At 72.2% G+C, this 26,115-nt stretch carries 20 protein-coding genes; 2 read left to right on the top strand and 18 right to left on the bottom strand.

Going from position 1 to position 26,115, the window contains the following annotated elements; translation table 11 throughout:
• Nucleotides 1-159: 159 nt before the first annotated feature.
• The 3 genes from ACZ6EJ_RS02145 to ACZ6EJ_RS02135 all read right to left on the bottom strand — a co-directional run bounded on the left by ACZ6EJ_RS02145 (nucleotide 160) and on the right by ACZ6EJ_RS02135 (nucleotide 3,692).
• Nucleotides 160-750 (bottom strand): TetR/AcrR family transcriptional regulator, encoded by a 591-nt coding sequence (locus ACZ6EJ_RS02145; RefSeq protein ID WP_469263870.1) that lies wholly within the window; start codon nucleotides 748-750, stop codon nucleotides 160-162.
• Between the two features lie 336 nt (nucleotides 751-1,086).
• Nucleotides 1,087-2,322, bottom strand: coding sequence for a LolA family protein (locus ACZ6EJ_RS02140; RefSeq protein ID WP_469263868.1), 1,236 nt, complete (start codon nucleotides 2,320-2,322; stop codon nucleotides 1,087-1,089).
• A gap of 359 nt (nucleotides 2,323-2,681) precedes the next feature.
• Nucleotides 2,682-3,692 carry a polyprenyl synthetase family protein gene (locus ACZ6EJ_RS02135; protein WP_469263867.1) on the bottom strand — a complete coding sequence of 337 codons (1,011 nt, stop codon included), beginning with the start codon at nucleotides 3,690-3,692 and terminating at the stop codon, nucleotides 2,682-2,684.
• 309 nt (nucleotides 3,693-4,001) lie between these two features.
• Here ACZ6EJ_RS02135 and ACZ6EJ_RS02130 point away from each other — a divergent pair, with 309 nt between their 5' ends.
• Nucleotides 4,002-5,987, top strand: a complete 1,986-nt coding sequence (locus ACZ6EJ_RS02130) for a CocE/NonD family hydrolase (RefSeq protein WP_469263865.1) — start codon at nucleotides 4,002-4,004, stop codon at nucleotides 5,985-5,987.
• A gap of 158 nt (nucleotides 5,988-6,145) precedes the next feature.
• Nucleotides 6,146-7,375, top strand: coding sequence for a fumarylacetoacetase (gene fahA / locus ACZ6EJ_RS02125; protein WP_469263864.1), 1,230 nt, complete (start codon nucleotides 6,146-6,148; stop codon nucleotides 7,373-7,375).
• Between the two features lie 282 nt (nucleotides 7,376-7,657).
• Here the strand turns inward: fahA and recQ are convergent, their stop codons facing one another.
• The 15 genes from recQ to ACZ6EJ_RS02050 all read right to left on the bottom strand — a co-directional run bounded on the left by recQ (nucleotide 7,658) and on the right by ACZ6EJ_RS02050 (nucleotide 25,944).
• Nucleotides 7,658-9,703, bottom strand: a complete 2,046-nt coding sequence (gene recQ, locus ACZ6EJ_RS02120; protein WP_469263863.1) for a DNA helicase RecQ — start codon at nucleotides 9,701-9,703, stop codon at nucleotides 7,658-7,660.
• 153 nt (nucleotides 9,704-9,856) lie between these two features.
• Nucleotides 9,857-11,521, bottom strand: coding sequence for an NADH-quinone oxidoreductase subunit NuoN (gene nuoN / locus ACZ6EJ_RS02115; protein WP_469263862.1), 1,665 nt, complete (start codon nucleotides 11,519-11,521; stop codon nucleotides 9,857-9,859).
• Nucleotides 11,518-13,089: an NADH-quinone oxidoreductase subunit M gene (locus ACZ6EJ_RS02110; protein ID WP_469263861.1), complete on the bottom strand. Its 1,572-nt coding sequence runs from the start codon at nucleotides 13,087-13,089 to the stop codon at nucleotides 11,518-11,520. The genes nuoN and ACZ6EJ_RS02110 overlap by 4 nt, the downstream gene beginning before the upstream one ends.
• Nucleotides 13,090-13,093: 4 nt before the next feature.
• Entirely contained in the window at nucleotides 13,094-14,989 is a 1,896-nt protein-coding gene (gene nuoL, locus ACZ6EJ_RS02105; protein WP_469263860.1) for an NADH-quinone oxidoreductase subunit L, read from the bottom strand.
• Nucleotides 14,990-15,001: 12 nt separating this feature from the next.
• Complete coding sequence (gene nuoK / locus ACZ6EJ_RS02100; RefSeq protein ID WP_007451729.1) at nucleotides 15,002-15,301, bottom strand: NADH-quinone oxidoreductase subunit NuoK; 300 nt, start codon at nucleotides 15,299-15,301, stop codon at nucleotides 15,002-15,004.
• Nucleotides 15,298-16,164 (bottom strand): NADH-quinone oxidoreductase subunit J, encoded by an 867-nt coding sequence (locus tag ACZ6EJ_RS02095; RefSeq protein WP_469263858.1) that lies wholly within the window; start codon nucleotides 16,162-16,164, stop codon nucleotides 15,298-15,300. Before ACZ6EJ_RS02095 ends, nuoK begins: the two co-directional genes overlap by 4 nt.
• On the bottom strand, nucleotides 16,161-16,847 hold the full coding sequence (gene nuoI, locus ACZ6EJ_RS02090) for an NADH-quinone oxidoreductase subunit NuoI (protein ID WP_469263856.1): 687 nt from the start codon (nucleotides 16,845-16,847) through the stop codon (nucleotides 16,161-16,163). The genes ACZ6EJ_RS02095 and nuoI overlap by 4 nt, the downstream gene beginning before the upstream one ends.
• The gene (gene nuoH / locus ACZ6EJ_RS02085; RefSeq protein WP_469263854.1) at nucleotides 16,840-18,243 is read right to left on the bottom strand and encodes an NADH-quinone oxidoreductase subunit NuoH; all 1,404 of its coding nucleotides are present in this window, start codon (nucleotides 18,241-18,243) and stop codon (nucleotides 16,840-16,842) included. Before nuoH ends, nuoI begins: the two co-directional genes overlap by 8 nt.
• Nucleotides 18,240-20,747, bottom strand: a complete 2,508-nt coding sequence (locus ACZ6EJ_RS02080) for an NADH-quinone oxidoreductase subunit G (protein ID WP_469263853.1) — start codon at nucleotides 20,745-20,747, stop codon at nucleotides 18,240-18,242. Before ACZ6EJ_RS02080 ends, nuoH begins: the two co-directional genes overlap by 4 nt.
• A complete protein-coding gene (nuoF, locus tag ACZ6EJ_RS02075; protein WP_469263851.1) occupies nucleotides 20,744-22,108 on the bottom strand; it encodes an NADH-quinone oxidoreductase subunit NuoF in 1,365 nt (454 codons plus the stop codon). The genes ACZ6EJ_RS02080 and nuoF overlap by 4 nt, the downstream gene beginning before the upstream one ends.
• The gene (gene nuoE / locus ACZ6EJ_RS02070; RefSeq protein WP_469263850.1) at nucleotides 22,108-22,938 is read right to left on the bottom strand and encodes an NADH-quinone oxidoreductase subunit NuoE; all 831 of its coding nucleotides are present in this window, start codon (nucleotides 22,936-22,938) and stop codon (nucleotides 22,108-22,110) included. The genes nuoF and nuoE overlap by 1 nt, the downstream gene beginning before the upstream one ends.
• Nucleotides 22,939-22,967: 29 nt before the next feature.
• Nucleotides 22,968-24,290: an NADH-quinone oxidoreductase subunit D gene (locus ACZ6EJ_RS02065; protein WP_469263848.1), complete on the bottom strand. Its 1,323-nt coding sequence runs from the start codon at nucleotides 24,288-24,290 to the stop codon at nucleotides 22,968-22,970.
• Nucleotides 24,290-25,015 (bottom strand): NADH-quinone oxidoreductase subunit C, encoded by a 726-nt coding sequence (locus ACZ6EJ_RS02060; protein WP_469263846.1) that lies wholly within the window; start codon nucleotides 25,013-25,015, stop codon nucleotides 24,290-24,292. Before ACZ6EJ_RS02060 ends, ACZ6EJ_RS02065 begins: the two co-directional genes overlap by 1 nt.
• On the bottom strand, nucleotides 25,012-25,566 hold the full coding sequence (locus ACZ6EJ_RS02055; protein WP_111337185.1) for a NuoB/complex I 20 kDa subunit family protein: 555 nt from the start codon (nucleotides 25,564-25,566) through the stop codon (nucleotides 25,012-25,014). Before ACZ6EJ_RS02055 ends, ACZ6EJ_RS02060 begins: the two co-directional genes overlap by 4 nt.
• Before the next feature lie 18 nt (nucleotides 25,567-25,584).
• Nucleotides 25,585-25,944 carry an NADH-quinone oxidoreductase subunit A gene (locus tag ACZ6EJ_RS02050; protein WP_003967084.1) on the bottom strand — a complete coding sequence of 120 codons (360 nt, stop codon included), beginning with the start codon at nucleotides 25,942-25,944 and terminating at the stop codon, nucleotides 25,585-25,587.
• Nucleotides 25,945-26,115: the final 171 nt, after the last annotated feature.

The raw sequence follows: 26,115 nt of genomic DNA, 5'->3' as shown, positions 1-26,115 counted from the left end.
CGTCCCCACCCCCCCCCCCCCCCCCCCCCCATCCCCCCCCCCCCCCCCCCCCCCCCCCCCCCCCCCCCCCCCCCCCCCCCCCCCCGAGCCCGCCGCCGGGCTCGGCATCTCCTTCGTCGGCTCCGGACGCCGCGGTCACGGCATTGAGGGGGCCGTTGCTCAGTACCCCGGAGCCCCCAGCGCGCGCAGCACGTGGTCCACGAGCGCGGCGATCGTCTCCTCGTCCTGGACCGGCCTGCGCAGGACGAGACGGTAGTAGAGGGGGCCGTACAGCAGCTCCACGGCCAGCCGCAGGTCCGCGCCGGGCGGGATCTGGCCCTGCTCCTGCGCGCCGCGCAGCCGGCCCACCGCCTCCTCCACGCGCGGGTCGACCAACTGCTCCTTCAGGGCCCGCGCCAGGACGTCGTCGTGGTGCAGCTCGGAGAGGATGCCCGCGTAGGCGGGGCCGAGCGGCGGTACGGAGAGCAGCTTCACCGCCGCCGTGACATGGGCGCGCAGGTCGGCGCCGATGTCGCCGGTGTCCCTGAACGGGGTCGCGTCGACCAGGGCGCCGGCGAACGCCTCCAGCAGCACGGCCCCCTTCGAGGGCCACCAGCGGTAGATCGTCTTCTTGCTGACCCCGGCTCGGGCGGCGATGGCCTCCACCGTGACGCTCCCGTACCCCCCTTCCGCACAGAGGTCGAGGGCGGCCCGGAGGATGGCGCGGTGTGATCGCTCGCTGCGGCGCAGGCTACTCGGCGATGTGATCATTCGGTGAGCATAGGGGTGATCCAGCCAATCAATTGTTGACAGTTCGTCGTCAAAGGCCGAAGAATACCGAGGCGGAAACGGAACGTACCGTGTCGTGTCGTTCCCCTTCTCCGCCCGTTCGTGCCGTTCGTGCCGCGACGAGCCGATCGGGGGACGGCTTGCCGGCCGACGGCGCGGGCGACCGGACGGCGCACCGATCCGGCCACCGGACCGCCGGTCCTCCGCTCCGGGCCGCACCGGCCCTCCTCCTCGTCCCGCCCCGCGACCGCAGCCGACCGCCCCGCCGCACGGGGTGCGCGGCGGGGCGGTCGGAACGTCCGGGGGCAGGTGGCGGCCCTAGCGGGCGGCGTCGGCGGCGCGGACCAGCGAGTCCTTCGTCACCGCTCCGACGTAGACCTTTCCGTCCTCCGTCAGGAGGCCGTTGACCAGGCGCGTCGTGAAGACCGTGCCCGAGCCGAACTTCCCGGTGACCTTGTCGCCGACCGCGTCGAGGAAGCCCTGCGCCTCGGCCGGGACGTCCGCCGAACCCGGCGCGGGGAGGCCGCCCATGCCGCCGGGGGCCTTGATCTCGGCGATCGCGGTCCAGCCCTCGCCGATGACGTTCACGCCCTCGAAGCCGTCCAGCGCGGACAGCTCCTCGGGGAGCGACTTCTGCGCCGCGCCGTGCTCGTCCCGGCCGGTCTCCAGCTCGTCGGCCTCGGTCACCTCGGCGCCCTTGGGCGGCGTGAAGGCGAACGTGGACGCGGCGGGCGCGGAGAAGTCGACCTTGGTGAACCCGGCGTCGACCACGGCCTTGCCGCCGCTCGCCGCGGACAGCGTGAACTTGAGCGGTACGCCGTTCTCGGCGTCCACCGCGATGCGGACCGAGCCGATCGTCGAGCCGGACTGCTTCGGCTTGATCAGGAGCTGGTACGCGTCCCGCCCCGCGACCCTGGACGTGCCGTCCACGGTGACCGAGGTGGTGTCGCCGGCCGCCGCGAGCACCTGCTCGGCGAACTCCTTGGGGGTGGCGGGGGCGCCCTCGCGGGCCTTCGGGCCCCCGTCCGCGCCGTCCCGGCCCTCGGGGGCCTCGGCGTGGTAGACCTCGTCGGACGCGCTGTCGTGCGCCCAGACCTCGCCCCGGTTGTGGACGACGGTGTACTCGGACGCCTCCCCGAGGAGGGTGAGCTTCTGCTTCTCCGGGCCGTCGACGGCGACGCGCAGGGTGTGCGTGCCGGACGTCAGCTCCGTCAGCTTCTCCTGCGGTGCGGCCGTGCCGCCGTCCTCGCCCTTGCCGCCGCCCGGCAGGAACGATCCCGCGAGGCTGTCGAGGGGCAGGCCGAGGTCGGTGCTGATCTTCACCGTGCCGGAGAGCCGCTCCTCGTCGGAGGAGGCGATCCTCTCGACGAGCTCCTGTGCGCTGATTCCGGGCAGGTCCGGGTCGCCGGAGCTGGCGAGCGCCGGGACGAGTCCGATGGTCGCGGCCGCCACCCCCGCGACCGCGACGGGGACGATGTAGCGGGCGGCCCTGCGGCGGCCCACGACCGTGCCCGCGGCTCCGCCGGTGGTCTCCGCGCTGTCGTTCGGTGCCATGTGTGCCCTACCTCCGTGGTCGGCGGCTTCCGTCCGGTTGCTCGCCCACTCCCTGCCGCCCTCCACCCGATGTGGTCAGGAGTGGTTGACATCCATCTGACCAAATCGGGCGGGCCGAAGCGTCAGCCCGCAGGATCAACTGCGCCTACTGCTGCGGTATGACAACCGTACGGGCCGGGTCGACCATCCCGTAAGGGTGCGGACCCGGCTCACCCCGCGCGCCGCCACCGCCCGCGCTCCAGCCCGTACGCGCCGGGGCGCGCGCGTGTCAGTCCTTGCGCCGCCAGGGTGCGTACGCGTCAGCCCGTACGCGCCGGGGCGCGCGCCGAACCCTCGTACGCCGTCGCCGCCCGCGCGCGTCAGCCCGCGCGGTGCACCACGGCGTCGCACAGCTCCGCCAGGGCGGACTTCGCGTACCCCTCGGGCAGCGGGGCGAGCGTGGCGCGCGCCTCCTGGGCGTAGCGGACGGTGTCCTGGCGGGCCTGCTCCAGTGCCGGGTGGGCGCGCAGCCGGCGCAGCGCCTCGGCGAGGCGGGCGTCGTCGCTCAGGTCGCCGTCGAGCAGGGCGACCAGCTCGCGGTCGTCGGAGCCGCCCCCGGCGGCGGCGCGGGCGCGCAGCCGCAGGACCGGGAGGGTGGGGATGCCCTCGCGCAGGTCGGTGCCGGGGGTCTTGCCGGACTCGTGGGAGTCGGAGGCGATGTCGAGGACGTCGTCGGCGAGCTGGAAGGCGATGCCGAGCCGTTCCCCGTACTGGGTGAGGATGTCCACGGTCCGCTCGTCGGCCCCGGACATCATCGCGCCGAACCGTCCCGAGACGGCGACCAGCGAACCGGTCTTGCCGCTGAGCACGTCCAGGTAGTGGTCGACCGGGTCGCGGCCGTCGCGCGGGCCCGCGGTCTCCAGGATCTGGCCGGTGACGAGCCGTTCGAACGCCTCGGCCTGGATGCGGACGGCCTCGGGGCCGAGGTCGGCCAGGATGTGGGAGGCGCGGGCGAAGAGGAAGTCGCCGGTCAGGACGGCGACCGAATTGCCCCAGCGGGTGTTGGCGCTGGGCACCCCGCGCCGGACGTCGGCCTCGTCCATCACGTCGTCGTGGTAGAGCGTGGCCAGGTGGGTCAGCTCGACGACGACGGCCGAGGGGACGATGCCCGGCGCGCCCGGATCGCCGAACTGTGACGCGAGCATGACCAACAGGGGGCGGAACCGCTTGCCCCCCGCGCGCACCAGGTGCTGCGCGGCTTCCGTGATGAAGGGCACGTCGCTCTTGGTGGCTTCGAGGAGCCCCGCTTCGACAGCGGCCAGGCCCGACTGGACGTCAGCCTCAAGAGCCTGGTCCCGCACGTGCAGTCCGAACGGCCCGAGGACGGTCACGAGGGCATCTCCTGTCTACTGACGATCACACGCGAGGTCGATGTGGCGGGTCTCGAATCGACTTCAGCGTATCCGGTCACCTATGGATCACCGTGGGCGGCTTCCCGCCACCGCCGGTATGTTCGAGATCAGCTCATACGACCGGAAGTCACCCGATTCATCCCACGCGACCGCCGGCCCCGGACCGGCCCGCCGACCGGGGGCGATCGCCCGCCCGCGACCCGCGCGCGCCCGGCGTGGACCGGTGTGCGCCGCCCCGCCGGAAGCCCGCCGGCCGCCCCGCCCCGCCGCCGTCCACCGAGGTGATCCATGCACATCAGGACCGCGTTCCCCTACGAGACGACCCGCGAGGACCTGTACGTCCCGCTGCCCGACGGCACCCGGCTCCACGCCCGGATCTGGCGGCCGCTGACCGACGAGCCGGTCCCCGCGCTGCTGGAGTGCCTGCCCCACCGGCTCGGGGACGGGACCGCGCCCCGCGACCGGCAGCGCCACCCCTGGTACGCGGGCCACGGCTACGCCTCCGTACGGGTCGACGCGCGCGGCCACGGCAACAGCGAGGGGGCGCCGGGCGACGCGTACGACGGGCGCGAGGCCGAGGACGGGGTCGCGCTCGTCCACTGGCTGGCCCAGCGGGAGTGGTGCTCCGGCCGGGTCGGGATGTTCGGGCTCGGGCGCGGCGGCCGCGCCGCGCTCCGGACCGCCGTGCTCGCCCCCGCACCGCTGCGGGCGGTCGTCGCCGTCTGCGCGTCCGACGACCGCGAGGACGCCGCCCACTACCTGGGCGGCTCCGTCCTCGCCGCGGACATGCACGCGCGGTCCGCCGCCCTCCTCGCCCTCGCCTGCCTCCCGCCCGACCCGGAGCAGGCCGGGGACGGCTGGAGGGACCGGTGGCTGGACCGGCTGGAGACCGTCGAACCCCTCGTCCACACCTGGCTCGCCCACCAGAGCCGCGCCGACCACGAGGGCGGCGGCGCGCACGAGGAGTACGGGGCGATCCGGGCCCACGTCCTCGCGGTCGGCGGCTGGCACGACCCGTACCGCGACAGCGTCCTGCGCCTGGTCGAACACCTCGACCCGCGGCGGGTGCGCGGGGTGATCGGCCCCTGGGCGCACCAGTACCCCGACCACGGGCGGCCGGGACCCGCCATCGGCTTCCTCCAGGAGACCCTGCGCTGGTGGGACCAGCACCTCAAGGACCGGGAGACCGGAGTGATGCTGGAGCCGCCGCTGCGCTCCTGGATCACCTCCTCGCACCCGCCCGCCGCCGGGTACGACACGCTGCCCGGCCGCTGGGTCGGGGACCCGGCCTGGCCCTCCGCGAACGTCGCCCCCGTGGCGTACGCCCTCCAGGGCGGCGCGCGGATCGTCGCCTCGCCGCAGCAGACCGGGCTGGACGCGGGCCGCTTCCGCCCGCTGGGCGACGACGCGGACCTGCCGCCGGACCAGCGCGACGAGGACGCGAAGTCGGTGGCGTTCGAATTCCCCGTCGAGGGCACGCCGCTGGAGATCCTCGGCCGCCCCCGCGTGCGGCTCCGCCTCCGGATGGACGTCCCGCGCGGCCAGGTCGTCGCCCGGCTCTGCGACGTCGCCCCCGACGGCTCCGCCACCCTGGTCACCCGCGGCGCCCTCAACCTGGCCGCCCGGCACGGCCGCGACCGCGCCGACGACTGGACGCCCGGCGGGACGGAGGACGTCGTCCTCGACCTCGACGGCATCGGGTACGCCTTCTCCCCCGGCCACCGCATCCGGCTGGCCGTCTCCTCCGCGTACTGGCCCTGGATCTGGCCCCAGACCGGCTCGGCGGGCTTCGTCCTCGACGCGGACGGCAGCCTCGTCGAGCTGCCGGTGCGCCGCCCCGCCGAGGACCCGGCGATCACGTTCGGCGAGCCCGAGCAGTCCGCCCCGCTCGGCGTCGTCCACCCGGTCACCCTGGACGAGCAGCGCCCCCGGCGCCTCGTCGTCCGCGACGTCGCCCGCGGCGAGTGGCGGCTGGAGGCCGACCCCGGCCACGGCGGCGCCCGCGTCCACCCGGACGGCCTGGAGCTCACCGAGGACGCCCTGGAGACGTACACCATCCAGCAGGACGACCCGCTCTCCGCGCGCGCCCGCTCCGACCGGTCGGTCCGGCTGCACCGGCCCGAGTCGGCCTGGGACGTGGAGATCACGGTCCGCTCCGAGATCACCGCCGGCGCCCACGCCTTCGCCACCAGCGACGAGGTGGTCTGCAAGGACGGCGGCGAGATCGTGTTCCACCGCACCTGGGAGAAGAGCATCCCGCGCACCGCGGGCTGAGCGGCGCACGCGCCTTCGGGCCGCCTTCGGAGGGGGGTTCCGCGCCCCTCCGAACTTTCCGGGCATTACGCCCAGTTGGGCGGGGAAAGGGCTCTGCCGCAGGCCATCGCCCCACGTAACGTGTCTCCCACGCGACCTGGAAAGCGAGGCAGCACCCCATGCCCGAGCAGAGCAGCCCGCTCGATCTGGCCGAGGACGACCCCTTCGGCCCGCACAACCTCCCCTACGGCGTGTTCTCCACCCCCGAGCGCCCCGGCGACCGCCGCGTCGGCGTCCGGATCGGCGGCCACGTCCTGGACGCCGGGGCCGCCGCCCACGCGCTGGGCTCCCCGTACGCGGGCCTCCTCGCCCAGCCCAGCCTGACCCCGCTCCTCGCGGCGGGCCGCACCGCCTGGCGGGACGTGCGCCGCGCGCTCACCGCCTGGCTCACGGTCCCCGGCCACCGCGCGGACGTCGAACCCCTCCTGCACCCGGTGGACGCGGTCACCCTGCACCTGCCGTACGAGGTCGCGGACTACGTCGACTTCTACGCCAGCGAGCACCACGCCACCAACGTGGGCCGGATCTTCCGCCCGGACGGCGACGCGCTCACCCCCAACTGGAAGCACCTGCCGATCGGCTACCACGGCCGCGCCGGGACCGTCGTCGTCTCGGGCACGGACGTGGTGCGCCCCAGCGGCCAGCGCAAGGCCCCCACCGACCCGGCCCCCGTCTTCGGCCCCTCGGTGAAGCTGGACATCGAGGCGGAGGTCGGCTTCGTCGTCGGCGTCCCCTCCGCCCACGGCGCGCCGGTCCCGCTCGGCGACTTCCGCGAGCACGTCTTCGGGCTCTGCCTCCTCAACGACTGGTCCGCACGCGACCTCCAGGCCTGGGAGTACGTGCCGCTCGGCCCGTTCCTCGGCAAGTCCTTCGCCACCTCCGTCTCCGCCTGGGTCACCCCGCTGGAGGCCCTGGACGCGGCCCGCACCGCGCCGCCCGCGCGGGACGTGCCCCTCCTCCCCTATCTCGACGACTCCGGCGAGGAGGAGCCGGGCGGCTTCGACCTCCGGATCTCCGTGCTGATCAACGGCCAGGTGGTCGCCGAGCCGCCGTTCTCCTCGATGTACTGGACGGCCGCCCAGCAGCTCGCCCACATGACGGTGAACGGCGCGTCGCTGCGCACCGGCGACCTGTACGGCTCCGGCACGGTCAGCGGACCCGAACCCGCCCAGCGCGGCTCCCTGCTCGAACTCACCTGGAACGGCCGGGACCCGCTGAAGCTGCCCGAGGGCGAGCGGACGTTCCTGGAGGACGGCGACACGGTCACGCTGACCGCCTGGGCCCCCGGCCCGCACGGCACCCGCGTCGGCCTCGGCGACGTGACGGGCAGGGTCGCCACCGCGCCATGACCCCCATCGCTCCCGCCCCGACCCTGCCCGAGGAGATGCTGCTGCTCGCGCTGGACCCGCGGCGCGGCAAGGCGCTCTGCTCCCGCGCCTTCCTCCAGTACGCGACGGCCGGCGCGGTCCTCGCCGAGCTGGAGCGACGGCGGCGGGGGCGGCGGATGCGGAGACGGGGGCGGGGACTGACCGGGGCGGCGCCGCCCCGGTCAGCGGCGCGCGAGGCGTCCAGTCCGGGGCGGCCCCTTCCGGCGACGGGCCTCCCCCGGGCCCCCGCCGCCCCGCCGCTGCTCACTCGTACTCGGGCGGCTCCTCGTCCCAGCCGAACTCCGCGTCCCCGTGCGGCGGGGCTGCGGGAGCGGACGGGCGGGCGGACGGCACCGCGGCCGGAGCGGCCGCCGGGGCGGACGAGGTCGGGGCGGGCGGTGCCGGGGCGGCGCCGGCCGGCGTCCGCGCCAGGACCTCCAGCACGCCCTCCCCGTACGTCGCGAGCTTCTTCTCGCCCAGGCCGCTGACCCCGCCCAGCTCCGCGAGCGAGGACGGGTGCAGCGTGGCGATCTCCCGCAGCGTCGCGTCGTGGAAGATGACGTACGCCGGGACGCCCTGCTCCTTCGCCGTCGCCCCGCGCCAGGCGCGCAGCGCCTCGAAGACCGGGACGGCGGACGCGGGGAGGTCGGCGGGGGCCGCCTTGCCCTTGGCGCCCCTGGCCGAGGACGAGGAGCGGGACGCGGGCTTCTTGGGCTCCTTGCGGAGCAGCACGTCCCGCTCGCGGCCCAGGACCGTCGCGCTCTCGTCCGTGAGGACCAGCGTGCCGTACTCCCCCTCGACCGCCAGCAGGCCCTGCGCCAGCAGTTGGCGCACCACGCCGCGCCACTCCGCCTCCGCCAGCTCCTCGCCGATGCCGAAGACCGAGAGCTGGTCGTGGTCGAACTGGATGACCTTGGCCGTCTTGCGGCCGAGCAGGATGTCGATGATCTGGCCCGCGCCGAACTTCTGGTTCCGCTCGCGCTTGAGCCGGACCACCGTGGAGAGCAGCTTCTGCGCGACGACCGTGCCGTCCCAGGTCTCCGGCGGGACCAGGCAGGTGTCGCAGTTGCCGCAGGCGGCGGCCGCGGGCTCCTGGCCGAAGTACGTGAGGAGCTGGGCGCGGCGGCACTGGACCGTCTCGCACAGCGCCAGCATGGAGTCCAGGTGGGAGGCGGCCCGGCGGCGGAACGCCTCGTCGCCCTCACCGCCCTGGATGAGCTTGCGCTGCTGGACGACGTCCTGGAGCCCGTACGCCATCCAGGCCGTGGACGGCTCCCCGTCGCGGCCCGCGCGGCCGGTCTCCTGGTAGTACCCCTCGACGGACTTGGGGAGGTCGAGGTGGGCGACGAAGCGGACGTCGGGCTTGTCGATGCCCATGCCGAAGGCGATGGTCGCGACGACGACGAGCCCCTCCTCGCGGAGGAAGCGCGCCTGGTGGGCGGCGCGCGTCGAGGCGTCCAGACCCGCGTGGTAGGGGACGGCCTCGATGCCGTTGCGGCTCAGGTACTCCGCGACCTTCTCGGTGGAGTTGCGCGAGAGGCAGTAGACGATGCCCGCGTCCCCTGCGTGCTCCTCCTGGAGGAAGGTGAGGAGCTGCTTCTTGGGGTCGGACTTCGGGACGATCCGGTACTGGATGTTGGGCCGGTCGAAGCTGGCGACGAAGTGCTTCGCGTCCGGCATGGCGAGGCGGCGGGTGATCTCCTCGTGCGTGGCGTGCGTCGCGGTCGCCGTCAGGGCGATGCGCGGGACGTCGGGCCAGCGCTCGCCGAGCACGGACAGCGCCAGGTAGTCGGGGCGGAAGTCGTGCCCCCACTGGGCGACGCAGTGCGCCTCGTCGATGGCGAAGACGGAGATCTCGCCCCGCGCCAGCAGGGACAGCGTGGAGTCCAGGCGCAACCGCTCGGGGGCGAGGTAGAGCACGTCCAGCTCGCCCGCGAGGAACTGCGCCTCCATCGAGCGGCGCTCGTCGAAGTCCTGCGTGGAGTTCATGAAGCCGGCCCGGACGCCGAGCGCCCGCAGGGCGTCGACCTGGTCCTGCATCAGGGCGATGAGCGGGGAGACGACGACGCCGGTACCGGGGCGGACCAGGGCCGGGATCTGGTAGCAGAGGGACTTGCCCCCGCCGGTCGGCATGAGCACGACGGCGTCGCCGCCCGCCACCACGTGCTCGATGACCGCGCCCTGCTCGCCGCGGAACGACTCGTAGCCGAAGACGCGGTGCAGCGTCCGCCGCGCCTCGCTCTCCGCGGTCCCGTCGGCCGCCGCGGCCTGCGTCCCGACGGTCCCGTGGTCGGTCCCGGTCACACCCATGGTCACACCCAATGCTCTGTCCCCCGACGTCCGCGTGCCCGGACCCGTCCGGTCCGTCCCGTTCCCCGACCACGATAGGCGGCTCCTACGACAACGCCGGACGGTCCGGGAGAACGGACCGTCCGGCGACGCGCTGACCGCGACCGCGCGGGGCTACCGCACGAAGACCCCCGCCTGGCTCGCCAGGTCCAGGAAGTACTGCGGCGCCAGGCCCAGGACCAGGGTGACGGCCACGCCGACCGCGATCGTCGTCATGGTCAGCGGGGACGGGACGGCGACCGTGGGGCCGTCCGCCTTCGGCTCGCTGAAGAACATCAGGACGATCACGCGGATGTAGAAGAAGGCGGCGACGGCCGAGGAGAGCACGCCCACGACGACCAGCCCGCTCGCGCCGCCCTCGGCGGCCGCCTTGAACACCGCGAACTTCCCGGAGAACCCGGAGGTCAGCGGGATGCCCGCGAAGGCCAGCAGGAACACCGCGAAGACCGCCGCGGTCAGCGGCGAGCGGCGGCCCAGCCCGGCCCACTGCGCCAGGTGCGTGGCCTCGCCTCCCGCGTCCCGCACCAGCGTGACGACGGCGAACGCGCCGACCGTCACGAAGGAGTAGGCCGCGAGGTAGAAGAGGACCGAGGAGACGCCCTCCGGGTTGGCCGCGATGACGCCCGCGAGGATGAAGCCCGCGTGGGCGATCGAGGAGTAGGCCAGCAGCCGCTTGACGTCGGTCTGGGTGATCGCGACGATCGCGCCGCCCAGCATCGTGACGATGGCCACCGCCCACATGACCGGGCGCAGGTCCCAGGTGAGGCCGGGCAGCGCCACGTACAGCAGGCGCAGCAGCGCGCCGAACGCGGCGACCTTCGTCGCGGCGGCCATGAAGCCGGTGACCGGGGTCGGCGCGCCCTGGTAGACGTCCGGGGTCCACATGTGGAACGGGACCGCGCCGACCTTGAAGAGCAGGCCGGTCAGGATCATCGCGCCGCCGATGAGCAGCAGCGCGTCGTTGCCCATGGTGTCCGCGAGGGCCGGGTCGATCTCCATGACCGAGCCGTCGACGACGTCGGCGATGGCGGCGTAGGAGAGGGAGCCCGCGTAGCCGTAGAGGAGGGCGATCCCGAAGAGCAGGAACGCCGAGGAGAACGCGCCGAGCAGGAAGTACTTCACGGCCGCCTCCTGCGACATCAGCCGCTTGCGGCGGGCGACGGCGCACAGGAGGTAGAGCGGGAGCGAGAAGACCTCCAGCGCGATGAAGAGCGTCAGCAGGTCGTTGGCGGCCGGGAAGACCAGCAGGCCGGCCACCGAGAACAGGAGGAGCGGGAAGACCTCGGTGGTGGTGAAGCCGGCCCGTACGGCGGCCTTCTCGGTCTCGCTGCCCGGCACGGCTCCGGGCTGGGCGGCGAAGGAGTCCACCGGGGCGCCGTGGCCGGCGGGGTCGAGCCGCCGTTCGGCGAAGGTGAAGACGGCCACCAGGGCGACCAGCAGGATGGTGCCCTGGAGGAAGAGGGCGGGGCCGTCGACCGCGATGGCGCCCATGGCCGCGATCCGGGCCTTCGTGGTGCCGTACCCGCCGGCGGCGAGGCCGACGATCGTGGCGAACGCGGCGGCGATGGCCACCACGGTCAGGAGGAGCTGGGTGTGGTGGCGGGCCCGGCGCGGCACGAAGGCCTCCACCAGGACGCCCAGGACGGCGGCGCCCACGACGATCAGGACGGGCGCGAGCTGGGCGTACTCGATGTCCGGCGCCGTGAACGTCTGGCCCGGAGCCGCCGACACGGCCCCGCTCGCCGTCGTCCACAGGCTGTGGACTGCTGTTGCGCTCACTTGGCGGCCTCCACCTCGGGCTGGGGGTCCTTCTTCTGTACGTCGGACATGGTGTGCTCCACCGCCGGGTTGACGACCTCCGTGAGCGGCTTCGGGAAGACGCCCAGGAAGACCAGCACGGCGATCAGCGGCAGCGCGACCACCAGCTCACGGGCCTTGAGGTCCGGCATCCCCCGGACCGACTCCCGCACGGGGCCGGTCATCGTGCGCTGGTAGAGCACCAGGACGTAGATCGCGGCGAGCACGATGCCGGAGGTGGCGATGACGCCGGCCACCGGATACGCGCTGAACGTGCCGACCAGGACCAGGAACTCGCTGACGAACGGGGCGAGTCCGGGCAGCGACAGCGTGGCGAGCCCGCCGATCAGGAACGTCCCGGCCAGCACCGGGGCGACCTTCTGCACCCCGCCGTAGTCCGCGATGAGCCGCGAGCCGCGCCGGGTGATCAGGAAGCCGGCGACCAGCAGCAGCGCGGCCGTCGAGAGCCCGTGGTTGACCATGTAGAGCGTGGCGCCCGACTGGCCCTGGCTGGTCATGGCGAAGATGCCGAGGACGATGAAGCCGAAGTGCGAGATCGAGGCGTAGGCGATGAGCCGCTTGATGTCGCGCTGGCCGACCGCGAGCAGCGCCCCGTACACGATGGAGACCAGCGCCAGGACGATGATCACCGGCGTCGCCCACGTGCTCGCCTCCGGGAAGAGGCCGAGGCAGAAGCGGAGCATCGCGAAGGTGCCGACCTTGTCGACGATCGCCGTGATCAGCACGGCCACGGGCGCGGTCGTCTCGCCCATCGCGTTGGGCAGCCAGGTGTGCAGCGGCCACAGCGGGGCCTTCACCGCGAAGGCGAGGAAGAACCCGAGGAACAGCCACCGCTCGGTGCTGGTCGCCATCTCCAGCGAACCGTCGGCGCGGGCCTGGACGATCTCGGAGAGCGAGAAGCTGCCCGCGACCACGTAGAGCCCGATGACCGCGGCCAGCATGACCAACCCGCCGGCCAGGTTGTACAGGAGGAACTTGACCGCCGCGTACGACCGCTGGGTCGCGGCGTTCTCGTCGCTGCCCGCGTGGGCCCGGTCCCCGAAGCCGCCGATGAGGAAGTACATCGGGATGAGCATGGCCTCGAACAGGACGTAGAAGAGGAAGACGTCGGTGGCCACGAACGACAGGACCACCATGGCCTCGACCATGAGGATCAGCGCGAAGAAGCCCTGCGCCGGGCGGCGGCGCGCGGGCGCGGCCGCGTGCGGGTCGGCGTCGTGCCAGCCGGCCGCGATGATGAACGGGATCAGCAGCGCGGTGAGGCCGAGGAGCGCCACCCCGATGCCGTCCACGCCGAGTTCGTAGCGGACGCCGAAGTCCGCGATCCAGGAGCGGGACTCGGTGAGCTGGTAGCGGTCGCCGCCCGGCTCGAAGCGGGCGAAGACGACGCCCGCCAGGACGAGCGTGCCGAGCGAGAAGAACAGCGCGACCCATTTGGCCGCGGCGCCCCGCGCGGCGGGTACGGCGGCGGTGGCGATGGCCCCGAGGGCCGGAAGCGCCGCCGTCGCGGTCAGGAGGGGAAAGGACATGGGATCAGACCGCCCTCATCAGCAGGGTGGCGGCGATGACGACCGCCGCACCGCCGAACATCGAGACCGCGTAGGTGCGGGCGTAGCCGTTCTGCAGCCTGCGCAGCCGACCGGAGAGCCCGCCGACCGACGCGGCCGTGCCGTTGACGACGCCGTCGACCAGGGAGTGGTCCACGTAGACGAGCGAGCGGGTCAGGTGCTCGCCGCCGCGGACCAGGACCACGTGGTTGAAGTCGTCCTGGAGAAGATCGCGGCGGGCGGCCCGCGTGAGGACCGAGCCGCGCGGGGCGACCACCGGGACGGGCTTGCGCCCGTACATCGACCAGGCGAGCGCGACGCCGATCACCAGGGCGGCCACGGTCGCCCCGGTGACCGTCGCCGCGCTCAGCGGGGAGTGCCCGTGGTCGTAACCGGTCACCGGCTCCAGCCAGGAGACGAAGCGGTCGCCGACGGCGAAGAAGCCGCCGGCGAACACCGAGCCGAAGGCCAGCGTGATCATCGGGACCGTCATCGACCTCGGGGACTCGTGCGGATGCGGTTCGCGGCCCTCCGCGTCGCTCTGCCAGCGCTTCTCGCCGAAGAACGTCATCAGCATCACGCGCGTCATGTAGAACGCGGTGATCGCGGCGCCCAGCAGGGCCACCGAGCCGAGGATCCAGCCCTCGGTCCCGCCCTTGGCGAAGGCCGCCTCGATGATCTTGTCCTTGGAGAAGAAGCCGGAGAGGCCGGGGAAGCCGATGATCGCCAGATAGCCGAGGCCGAAGGTGGCGAAGGTGACCGGCATGTACGTCCGCAGGCCGCCGTACCGGCGCATGTCGACCTCGTCGTTCATGCCGTGCATCACGGAGCCGGCGCCGAGGAAGAGCCCGGCCTTGAAGAAGCCGTGGGTCACCAGGTGCATGATCGCGAAGGCGTAGCCGATCGGGCCGAGCCCGGCGGCCAGGATCATGTAGCCGATCTGCGACATCGTCGAGCCGGCCAGGGCCTTCTTGATGTCGTCCTTGGCGCAACCGACGACGGCGCCGAAGACCAGGGTGACCGCGCCGACGATGGTCACGACGAGTTGGGCGTCGGGGGCGCCGTTGAAGATCGCGCCGGAACGGACGATGAGATAGACGCCGGCGGTGACCATGGTCGCGGCGTGGATGAGGGCGGAGACCGGGGTCGGGCCCTCCATCGCGTCACCGAGCCAGGACTGCAGCGGCACCTGGGCCGACTTGCCGCAGGCGGCCAGCAGCAGCATCAGGCCGATGGCCGTCAGCTTGCCCTCGCCCGCCTCGCCGGCCGACTCCAGCACCGGCCCGAAGGCGAAGGTGCCGAAGGTGGTGAACATCAGCATGATGGCGATCGACAGGCCCATGTCGCCGACCCGGTTGACCAGGAAGGCCTTCTTCGCGGCGGTGGCCGCGCTGGGCTTGTGCTGCCAGAAGCCGATGAGCAGGTACGACGCCAGGCCGACGCCCTCCCACCCGACGTACAGCAGGAGGTAGTTGTCCGCGATGACCAGGACGAGCATCGCCGCGAGGAACAGGTTGAGATAGCCGAAGAAGCGGCGCCGGCGCTCGTCGTGCTCCATGTAGCCGATGGAGTAGACGTGGATCAGCGTGCCCACGCCCGTGATGAGCAGGACGAACGTCATCGACAACGGGTCGAGCTGGAAGGCGACGTCGGCCTGGAAGCCCTCCACCGGAATCCAGGCGAACAGGTGCTGGTGCAGGGCCCGGTCCTCGGCGTCCTTCCCCAGCATGTCGGCGAAGAGGACGAGGCCGACGACGAACGAGGCGGCGGCGAGCAGGGTGCCCAGCCAGTGGCCGGTCCGGTCCAGCCGGCGGCCGCCGCACAGCAGGACCGCCGCTCCGAGCAGGGGCGCCGCGACGAGCAGCGCAATCAGGTTCTCCACGTTTCCGACCCCTTACAGCTTCATCAGGCTGGCGTCGTCGACCGAGGCCGAGTGGCGGGAGCGGAACAACGACACGATGATCGCGAGTCCGACGACGACTTCCGCGGCGGCGACGACCATCGTGAAGAACGCGACGATCTGCCCGTCGAGGTTGCCGTGCATCCGGGAGAACGTCACGAGCGCCAGATTGCAGGCGTTGAGCATCAGCTCGACGCACATGAACACCACGATCGCGTTCCGCCGGATCAGCACCCCGGAGGCGCCGATCGCGAACAGCAGGGCCGCGAGGTAGAGGTAGTTGACCGGGTTCACTGGGCGGCCTCCGAGTTCTCCGCCGCGGCCGCGGGGCCCGCGCCCCGGAACACGGCGTCCGCGTCCTCACGTCCGAGCCGCTCCCCGGAGCGCTGCTCCAGGGCCTTGAGGTCGGCGAGGGACTGCTGCGACACGTCGCGGACCTGGCCGCGGTCGCGCAGGGTCTTCATGACGGTCAGCTCGGACGGCGTGCCGTCGGGGAGCAGGCCGGCGATGTCCACCGCGTTGTGCCGGGCGTAGACGCCGGGGGCGGGCAGCGGCGGGAGGTGCTTGCCGCGCACGCGGTCCTGGGACATCTCCCGCTGGGTCCTGGCCCGTTCGGTGCGCTCGCGGTGCGTGAGCACCATCGCGCCGACGGTCGCGGTGATCAGCAGGGCGCCGGTGATCTCGAACGCGAAGACGTACTTGGTGAAGATGAGGTTGGCCAGGCCCTCGACGTTGCCGCCGTGGCGGGCGTTGGCCGCGCCCAGCCCGTTGAACGTGGAGAGGGACGCCTGGCCGATGCCCGCGATCAGCAGGACGCCGAAGCCGAGGGCGCACCCCAGGGCCAGCCAGCGCTGGCCCTTGAGGGTCTCCTTGAGGGAGTCCGCCGCGGTGACGCCGACGAGCATGACGACGAAGAGGAACAGCATCATGATCGCGCCGGTGTAGACGACGATCTGGACGACGCCCAGGAAGTAGGCCCCGTTGGCGAGGTAGAAGACGGCCAGGACCACCATCGTCCCGGCGAGCGACAGGGCGCTGTGCACGGACTTCTTCAGCAGGACCGTGGAGAGCGCTCCGATCACGGCGACGGTGCCCAGAATCCAGAACTGGACGGCCTCGCCGGTCGAGGTCGCGGTGGCTGCGGCCAGCGAGCTCACGCGCCCACCCCCCTGTCCCGCCGGGCGTCGGCGGCCCGCGCCGACTCGATGGGGTCCTCGTCCGGCTTGTCGCCCTCGCCCTTGGACACGGCCCTCTGGCGGACGGTGCCGGGCGCCGCTTCGGTGACCAGGCCCCGGTAGTAGTCCTGTTCGTCCATGCCGGGGAAGATCGCGTGCGGGGAGTCGACCATGCCGTCCTCCAACCCCGCGAGCAGCTCGTCCTTGGTGTAGATGAGGCTCGCGCGGGTGGTGTTGGCCAGCTCGAACTCGTTGGTCATCGTCAGCGCCCGCGTGGGGCACGCCTCGATGCAGAGCCCGCACAGGATGCAGCGCGCGTAGTTGATCTGGTAGACGCGGCCGTAGCGCTCGCCCGGCGAGTAGCGCTCCTCGTCGGTGTTGTCCGCGCCCTCCACGTAGATGGCGTCCGCCGGACAGGCCCAGGCGCACAGCTCGCAACCGACGCACTTCTCCAGGCCGTCCGGGTGGCGGTTGAGCTGGTGGCGGCCGTGGAAGCGGGGCGCCGTCACCTTCGGCGTCTCCGGATACTGCTCGGTCAGCCGCTTCTTGAACATGGCCTTGAAGGTCACGCCGAAGCCGGCCACGGGGTTCTGGAACTTCTCCCCCGACCCCCCCGAGGCCCCACCGGATGGCGATGAGCCCGTGAGCTCTGGTTTCTCAGACACCGCCGGCCTCCTTTCCGTCGCTCGCGTTTCTGTCACTCTGAGTATCCACTCCGCCACTGACAACGAGCTCCCGCTCGCGCCGCGGCCTGCGCCGGGGCACCGGCGGGAGGGTCTGTCCGGGCAGCGGGGGCACCGGGAAGCCGCCCGCCATCGGGTCGAAGTCCGGCTCGGGTCCGGCGTCCGCCGCCTCGGCCCGCTTCCCGCGGTCGCGGAACAGGTCCACGACGAACGAGACCAGCAGGACCGCGATCACCGCGCCGGCGACGTACAGGACGATCCGGGAGAAGTCGTACCCCTCGTTGCGCAGGGCGCGCACGGTGGCGACGAGCATCAGCCAGACCACCGAGACCGGGATCAGGACCTTCCAGCCGAGCTTCATCAACTGGTCGTAGCGGACGCGGGGCAGGGTGCCGCGCAGCCAGATGAAGAAGAAGAGGAGCAGTTGGACCTTGACGACGAACCAGAGCATGGGCCACCAGCCCTGGTTCGCGCCCTCCCAGAAGGTGCTGACCGGGTACGGGGCCCGCCAGCCGCCGAGGAAGAGGGTCACGGAGACCGCGGAGACGGTGACCATGTTGACGTACTCGGCGAGCATGAACATCGCGAACTTGATCGAGGAGTACTCGGTGTTGAACCCGCCGACGAGGTCGCCCTCGGACTCCGGCATGTCGAACGGGGCCCGGTTGGTCTCCCCGACCATCGTGACGACGTAGATGATGAAGGAGACCGGCAGCAGGATGACGAACCACCGGTCCGCCTGCGCCTCCACGATCGCCGAGGTCGACATCGACCCGGAGTAGAGGAACACCGAGGCGAACGCGGCGCCCATCGCGATCTCGTAGCTGATCATCTGGGCGCACGAGCGCAACCCGCCGAGCAGCGGGTACGTCGATCCGGAGGACCAGCCCGCGAGCACGATGCCGTAGATGCCGACCGAGGCGACCGCGAGGATGTAGAGCATCGCGATCGGGAGGTCGGTGAGCTGCATCGCCGTCCGGTGGCCGAAGATCGACACCTGGTTGTCGGCCGGGCCGAACGGGATGACGGCGATGGCCATGAACGCCGGGATGGCCGCGACGATCGGGGCCAGGACGTAGACGACCTTGTCGGCCCGCTTGACGATGACGTCTTCCTTCAGCATCAGCTTGATGCCGTCGGCGAGCGACTGGAGCAGCCCCCAGGGGCCGTGCCGGTTGGGGCCGATGCGCAACTGCATCCAGGCGACGACCTTGCGCTCCCACACGATGGAGAACAGCACGGTCAGCATCAGGAACGCGAAGCAGAAGACCGCCTTGAGGAGGACGAGCCACCAGGGGTCGGTGCCGAACATCGAGAGATCCTCGGCGGCGAGGACGGCGCGGTCGGACGCCGTCGTGAGTGCGGTGAGGCCGGTCACGCTCGTACCTCCGAGGGGACGACGGGGGCGCCCGCCGCGGCGGGGCCGATCCGTACCAGGCCGCCGGGGACGGCCCCGGTGTCGGCGGGGATGCCGCGCCCCACCGAGTTCAGCGGCACCCAGACCACCCGGTCCGGCATGTCGGTGACCTGGAGGGGCAGGGTGACGGAGCCGGCGGGTCCGGTGACGGCGAGCAGATCGCCGTCCTTGACGCCGGACTCGGCGGCGGTGGACGCGGAGAGCCGGGCGACGGCCGCGTGCCGGGTCCCGGCGAGCGCGGTGTCGCCCTCCTGGAGCCGGCCCAGGTCCAGCAGCATCCGGTGGCCCGCGAGGACCGCCTCGCCGTCGCCGGGCCTGGGCAGCGGCCGCGCCGACTCGCGCGGGTCGTCCGCGTGGCCGCCCTCCCAGCCGCCGAGCCGGTCCAGCTCGCGGCGGGCGGCGGTCAGGTCCGGCAGCGCGAGGTGGACGTCCATGGCGTCGGCCAGCATGTGCAGGACGCGCGCGTCCGTCGGCGCGAGCGTCCGGGGCATCTGCTCGGGCTTCAGCGCGGCCTGGAACATCCGGACCCGGCCCTCCCAGTTGAGGAAGGTGCCGGACTTCTCCGCGACGGCGGCGACCGGGAGGACCACGTCGGCCCGGTCGGTGACCGCGCTCGGCCGCAGCTCCAGGGAGACCAGGAAGCCGACCTCGTCCAGCGCCCGGAGCGCGCGCGCCGGATCCGGCAGGTCCTCGACCCCGACCCCGGCGACCAGCAGCGCGCCCAGCTCGCCGGTGGCGGCGGCCTCGACGATCTGACCGGTGTCGCGGCCGTGGTGCGAGGGCAGCGCGGCGACGCGCCACACCTCCGCCACCTCGTCCCGCGCGCGCGGGTCGGTGGCCGGTCGGCCGCCGGGCAGCAGCGACGGGAGCGCGCCCGCCTCCACCGCGCCCCGGTCGCCCGCCCGGCGCGGAATCCACACCAGGCGTGCGCCGGTGGCGGCGGCCGTGCGCACGGCGGCGGACAGGGCGCCGGGCACCCCGGCGAGCCGTTCGCCGACGATGATCAGGGAGCCCTCGCCGCGCAGCGCCTCGGCCGCGGCCGAGCCCTCGGCCTCCAGGCCGACGCCGCCCGCGAGCGCGTCCAGCCACTCGGTCTCCGTACCGGGGGCGGCGGGGAGCAGCGTGCCGCCCGCCTTCACCAGGCCGCGGGTGGCGTGCGAGGCGAGCGCGAAGGTCCGCTGCCCCTTCTTGCGGTGGGCCTTGCGCAGCCGCAGGAAGACGCCGGGGGCCTCCTCCTCCGCCTCGAACCCGACGAGCAGGACCGCGGGGGCCTTCTCCAGCGCGGTGTACGTGACGCCGTCGCCGTCCAGGTCCAGGCCGCGTCCGGCGACGCGCGCCGCCAGGAAGTCGGCCTCCTCGGCGCTGTGGACGCGCGCGCGGAAGTCGATGTCGTTGGTGCCGAGGGCGACACGGGCGAACTTGCTGTACGCGTAGGCGTCCTCGACGGTCAGCCGGCCGCCGGTCAGGACGCCGGTGCGGCCGCGGGCGGCGAGGAGCCCGGCTGCCGCCGCCTCCAGCGCCTCGGGCCAGCTCGCCGGTTCCAGGACGCCCTCGGCGTTGCGGACCAGCGGGGTGGTGAGGCGGTCGCGCTGCTGGGCGTAGCGGAAGGCGAACCTCCCCTTGTCGCAGAGCCACTCCTCGTTGACCTCGGGCTCGTTGGCCGCGAGGCGGCGCATGACCTTGCCGCGCCGGTGGTCGGTGCGCGTCGAGCAGCCGCCCGCGCACTGCTCGCACACCGAGGGGGTGGAGACCAGGTCGAAGGGGCGGGAGCGGAAGCGGTACGCCGCCGAGGTCAGCGCGCCGACCGGGCAGATCTGGATGGTGTTGCCGGAGAAGTACGACTGGAAGGGGTCGCCCTCGCCGGTGCCGACCTGCTGGAGCGCGCCGCGCTCGACCAGCTCGATCATCGGGTCGCCCGCCACCTGGTTGGAGAACCGGGTGCAGCGCGCGCACAGCACGCAGCGCTCGCGGTCCAGCAGGACCTGGGTGGAGATCGGGACGGGCTTCTCGAAGGTGCGCTTGCGGCCGTCGAAGCGGGAGTCGGTCCCGCCGTGCGACATCGCCTGGTTCTGGAGCGGGCACTCGCCGCCCTTGTCGCAGACGGGGCAGTCCAGCGGATGGTTGATCAGCAGCAGCTCCATCACGCCCTTCTGCGCCTTCTCGGCGACGGGCGAGGTGATCTGCGACTTGACGACCATGCCGTCGGTGCAGGTGATGGTGCAGGAGGCCATCGGCTTGCGCTGGCCCTCGACCTCGACGATGCACTGGCGGCAGGCGCCGGCGGGATCGAGGAGCGGGTGGTCGCAGAAGCGCGGGATCTCGATGCCGAGGAGTTCGGCGGCCCGGATGACCAGGGTCCCCTTGGGGACGCTGATCTCGATGCCGTCGATGGTCAGCGTGACCAGGTCCTCCGGCGGAACGGCCGCCTCGCCGCCCCCGGAGGGCGCACTCGTGGTGACTGTCATGCGTTCACCCCCCGGTGAGCGTTCTTGTCGTCGGCCCATGCCGTGGACCGGGCGGGGTCGAAGGGGCAGCCCTTGCCGGTGATGTGCCGCTCGTACTCCTCGCGGAAGTACTTGAGGGAGGAGAAGATGGGCGAGGCCGCACCGTCTCCCAGCGCGCAGAAGGACTTGCCGTTGATGTTGTCGGCGATGTCGTTGAGCTTGTCGAGGTCGGCCGCCTCGCCCCGTCCGGCCTCGATGTCGCGGAGCAACTGGACCAGCCAGTACGTCCCCTCACGGCAGGGCGTGCACTTGCCGCAGGACTCGTGGGCGTAGAACTCGGTCCAGCGGGTGACGGCCCGCACGACGCAGGTCGTCTCGTCGAAGCACTGGAGCGCCTTGGTGCCGAGCATGGACCCGGCCGCGCCGACGCCCTCGTAGTCGAGGGGGACGTCGAGGTGTTCCTCGGTGAACATCGGGGTGGAGGATCCGCCGGGGGTCCAGAACTTCAGCCGGTGGCCCGCGCGCATTCCGCCGCTCATGTCGAGGAGCTGGCGCAGCGTGATGCCGAGCGGCGCCTCGTACTGGCCGGGGCTGGCGACGTGGCCGCTGAGCGAGTAGAGCGTGAAGCCGGGAGACTTCTCGCTGCCCATCGACCTGAACCAGTCCTTGCCCTTGTTCAGGATCGCGGGAACCGAGGCGATGGACTCGACGTTGTTCACCACAGTGGGACAGGCGTACAGACCGGCGACCGCGGGGAAGGGGGGACGCAGCCGGGGCTGGCCGCGGCGTCCTTCGAGAGAGTCGAGCAGCGCGGTTTCCTCACCACAGATGTACGCACCGGCGCCCGCGTGCACCGTGAGTTCCAGATCGAGTCCTGAGCCGAGGATGTCGTTCCCCAGATAACCCGCCTCGTACGCCTCTCGTACGGCCTCGTGCAGCCGCCGCAGCACGGGGACGACCTCACCGCGCAGATAGATGAAGGCGTGCGAGGAGCGGATCGCGTAGCAGGCGATCACGATGCCCTCGATGAGGCTGTGCGGGTTGGCGAACAGGAGCGGCATGTCCTTGCAGGTGCCCGGCTCCGATTCGTCGGCGTTGACGACGAGGTAGTGCGGCTTGCCGTCTCCCTGCGGGATGAACTGCCACTTCATCCCGGTGGGGAAGCCCGCGCCGCCGCGTCCGCGCAGACCGGAGTCCTTGACGTAGGCGATGAGGTCGTCGGGCGACATGGCGAGCGCCTTGCGCAGGCCCTCGTAGCCCTCGTGGCGGCGGTAGGTCTCCAGCGTCCAGGACTCGGGCTGGTCCCAGAAGGAGGAGAGGACGGGTGCGAGCAGTTTCTCGGGGCTCGTCCCGTTGTGGTCGATCTCGGCGGCCAAGGTCATCACTCCCCCTCCTCGGCTGCGGGCCCGGCCGGGTGCTCCGGGTCGGAGGCCGAGGTCTGCTGCGGTGCGTCGTGCGAGCTGAGGTGTTCGGAGGGCGAGGGGTCGTGCGGCTGCCCGTCGCGGTGCTGCTGCTGCCCCGCGCGCGGGGAGACGACCCGCGCGCGGGAGGGCGCCTCGCCCTTGGCGAGCCGCAGCCCGATGAGGGAGGCGGGGCCCGCGCCGCCGCTCGCCGCGACGGCTCCGGGGCGCTCGTCGGGGAAGCCGGCCAGGATGCGGGCGGTCTCCTTGTACGAGCAGAGGGGAGCGCCGCGGGTGGGCTCGACGGTCCGCCCGGCGATCAGGTCGTCGACGAGCCGGGTGGCGCTCTCGGGCGTCTGGTTGTCGAAGAACTCCCAGTTGACCATCACGACGGGCGCGAAGTCGCAGGCGGCGTTGCACTCGATGTGTTCGAGGGTGACCTTGCCGTCCTCGGTGGTCTCGTCGTTGCCGACGCCGAGGTGCTCCTTGAGCGTGTCGAAGATGGCGTCGCCGCCCATGACCGCGCAGAGGGTGTTGGTGCAGACGCCGACCTGGTAGTCGCCGCCGGCCCTGCGCCGGTACATGGTGTAGAAGGTCGCGACGGCGGTGACCTCGGCGGTGGTGAGGCCGAGCGTCTCGGCGCAGAAGGCGATGCCCGTACGGGAGACGAACCCCTCCTCGGACTGCACGAGGTGCAGCAGCGGCAGGAGGGCGGAGCGGCTGCCGGGGTAGCGGGCGATCACCTCCTTCGCGTCCGCGTCGAGCCGGGCGCGCACGTCGGCCGGGTAGGGGGCGGGGGGGAGCTGCGGCATCCCCAGACTGACGTCTTGGCGTGGTGCGGTCACCGGTCGACGCCTCCCATCACGGGGTCGATGGACGCGACGGCGACGATGACGTCGGCGACCTGGCCGCCTTCGCACATGGCCGCCATGGCCTGGAGGTTGGTGAAGGACGGGTCGCGGAAGTGGACCCGGTAGGGGCGGGTGCCGCCGTCGGAGACGACGTGGACGCCGAGTTCGCCCTTGGGGGACTCGACGGCGGTGTACACCTGCCCGACCGGGACCCGGAAGCCCTCGGTCACCAGCTTGAAGTGGTGGATCAGGGCCTCCATGGAGGTGCCCATGATGTTCCGGATGTGGTCGAGGGAGTTGCCGAGGCCGTCCGGCCCGAGGGCGAGCTGGGCGGGCCAGGCGATCTTCCGGTCGGCGACCATGACCGGTCCGGGCGCCAGGCGGTCGACGCACTGCTCGATGATCCGGAGCGACTGGCGCATCTCCTCCAGCCGGATGAGGAAGCGGCCGTAGGAGTCGCAGGTGTCGGCGGTGGGGACCTCGAAGTCGTAGGTCTCGTAGCCGCAGTACGGGTCGCTCTTGCGCAGGTCGTGCGGGAGTCCGGCGGAGCGGAGCACCGGCCCGGTCGCGCCGAGCGCCATGCAGCCGGTGAGGTCGAGGTAGCCGACGTCCTGCATCCGGGCCTTGAAGATGGGGTTGCCGGTGGCGAGCTTGTCGTACTCCGGCAGGTTCTTCTTCATGGTCGTGATGAAGGCGCGCAGTTGGTCGACGGCGCCGGGGGGCAGGTCCTGGGCGAGGCCGCCGGGGCGGACGAACGCGTGGTTCATCCGCAGTCCGGTGATCAGCTCGAAGAGGTCGAGGACGAGCTCGCGGTCGCGGAAGCCGTAGATCATGATCGTGGTCGCGCCCAGCTCCATGCCGCCGGTGGCGATGCACACCAGGTGGGAGGAGAGCCGGTTCAGCTCCATCAGCAGGACGCGCACGACGGTGGCCCGGTCGGGGATCTGGTCCTCGATGCCGAGGAGCTTCTCGACGCCCAGGCAGTACGCCGTCTCGTTGAAGAACGGCGTGAGGTAGTCCATCCGCGTGACGAAGGTGGTGCCCTGGGTCCAGTTGCGGAATTCGAGGTTCTTCTCGATGCCGGTGTGGAGGTAGCCGATGCCGCAGCGGGCCTCGGTGACGGTCTCGCCGTCGATCTCCAGGATGAGCCGCAGCACGCCGTGCGTGGACGGGTGCTGGGGGCCCATGTTGACGATGATGCGCTCGTCGTCCGACTTCACGGCGGACTCGACGACCTCGTCCCAGTCGCCGCCGGTGACGGTGTAGACGGTCCCCTCGGTCGTGGCGCGGGGTGTTGCACGGGGAGTGGTCATCAGGAGTACGACCTCCGCTGGTCCGGAGCCGGGATCTGGGCGCCCTTGTACTCGACGGCGATGCCGCCGAGCGGGTAGTCCTTGCGCTGCGGGAAGCCCTGCCAGTCGTCCGGCATCATGATCCGCGTCAGGGCCGGGTGGCCGTCGAAGACGAGCCCGAAGAAGTCGTACGCCTCGCGCTCGTGCCAGTCGTTGGTCGGGTAGACCTCGACGAGCGACGGGACGTGCGGGTCGCTGTCCGGGGCGGACACCTCCAGCCGGATGAGCCGGCCGTGGGTGAGGGAGCGCAGGTGGTAGACGGCGTGCAGTTCGCGGCCCTTGTCGCCGGGGAAGTGGACGCCGCTGACGCCGGTGCAGAGCTCGAAGCGCAGCGCGGGGTCGTCGCGCAGCGTGCGGGCGACCTGGACCAGGTGCTCGCGGGCGATGCGGAAGGTCAGCTCACCGCGGTCGACGACCGTCCGCTCGATGGCGTTCTCGGGAAGCAGGCCCTGTTCCTCCAGGGCCCCTTCCAGCTCGTCGGCCACCTCGTCGAACCACCCGCCGTAGGGCCGGGCGGCGGCGGGGGGCAGGGCGACGGTGCGGACGAGGCCGCCGTAACCGGAGGTGTCGCCGCCATTGTTCGCGCCGAACATGCCCTTGCGCACGCGGATGACCTCCGCGGTGGTGTCGCGCGGGGCGGGTACGGCGCTGCCGTTCTGCTCGGCGCCGGGGTTCTGGTCGCTCACCGCAGCAGCCCCTTCATCTCGATCAGGGGCAGGGCCTTGAGGGCCGCCTCCTCCGCCTCGCGGGCGGCCTCCTCCGCGTTGACCCCGAGCTTGGAGCCCTGGATCTTCTGGTGGAGCTTGAGGATGGCGTCCATCAGCATCTCGGGGCGCGGCGGGCAGCCCGGCAGATAGATGTCGACCGGGACGATGTGGTCGACGCCCTGCACGATCGCGTAGTTGTTGAACATTCCGCCCGATGACGCGCAAACCCCCATGGAGATGACCCACTTGGGATTCGGCATCTGGTCGTAGACCTGCCGCAGGACGGGGGCCATCTTCTGGCTCACCCGCCCGGCGACGATCATCAGGTCCGCCTGCCGCGGCGATCCGCGGAAGACCTCCATCCCGAACCGGGCCAGGTCGTAGCGGCCCGCGCCGGTCGTCATCATCTCGATGGCGCAGCAGGCGAGTCCGAACGTGGCCGGGAAGACGGAGGACTTCCGCACCCAGCCCGCGGCCTGCTCGACCGTGGTCAGCACGAAGCCGCTCGGCAGTTTCTCTTCCAGTCCCATGGTGTGCCCCTCAGCCCCTCAGTCCCATTCCAGGCCGCCGCGACGCCAGACGTACGCGTAGGCGACGAAGACGGTGAGCACGAAGAGCAGCATCTCGACGAGCCCGAAGATCCCCAGGGCGTCGAAGGAGACCGCCCAGGGATAGAGGAAGACGATCTCGATGTCGAAGACGATGAAAAGCATCGCCGTCAGGTAGTACTTGATGGGAAAGCGGCCGCCTCCGGCCGGGGTCGGCGTGGGTTCGATACCGCATTCGTACGCTTCCAGCTTTGCCCGGTTGTACCGCTTGGGGCCGATAAGCGTGGCCATGACCACGGAGAAGATCGCAAACCCTGCCCCCAGGGCGCCGAGCACGAGGATGGGCGCGTAGGCATTCACGCTCCTCGCTCCTTCCAGTCGTCCTTGACCGTTGGACCGCATCGGGCGACCGGCTCGCCACCTCACCAAGATCGTGCACATGTGAGGCAGTTCACAAGCCCGACTGCCCCGCATCCTATGCCCGTCCGCCTGTGATCTGCGACACGGGGTACGGCAACGGCTTTGTGATCT

It is taken from the genome of Streptomyces sp. NPDC041970, from assembly GCF_055588985.1.
Note: the sequence above shows the minus strand (reverse complement) of the source record. Positions and strands in the feature narration are given on the sequence as shown.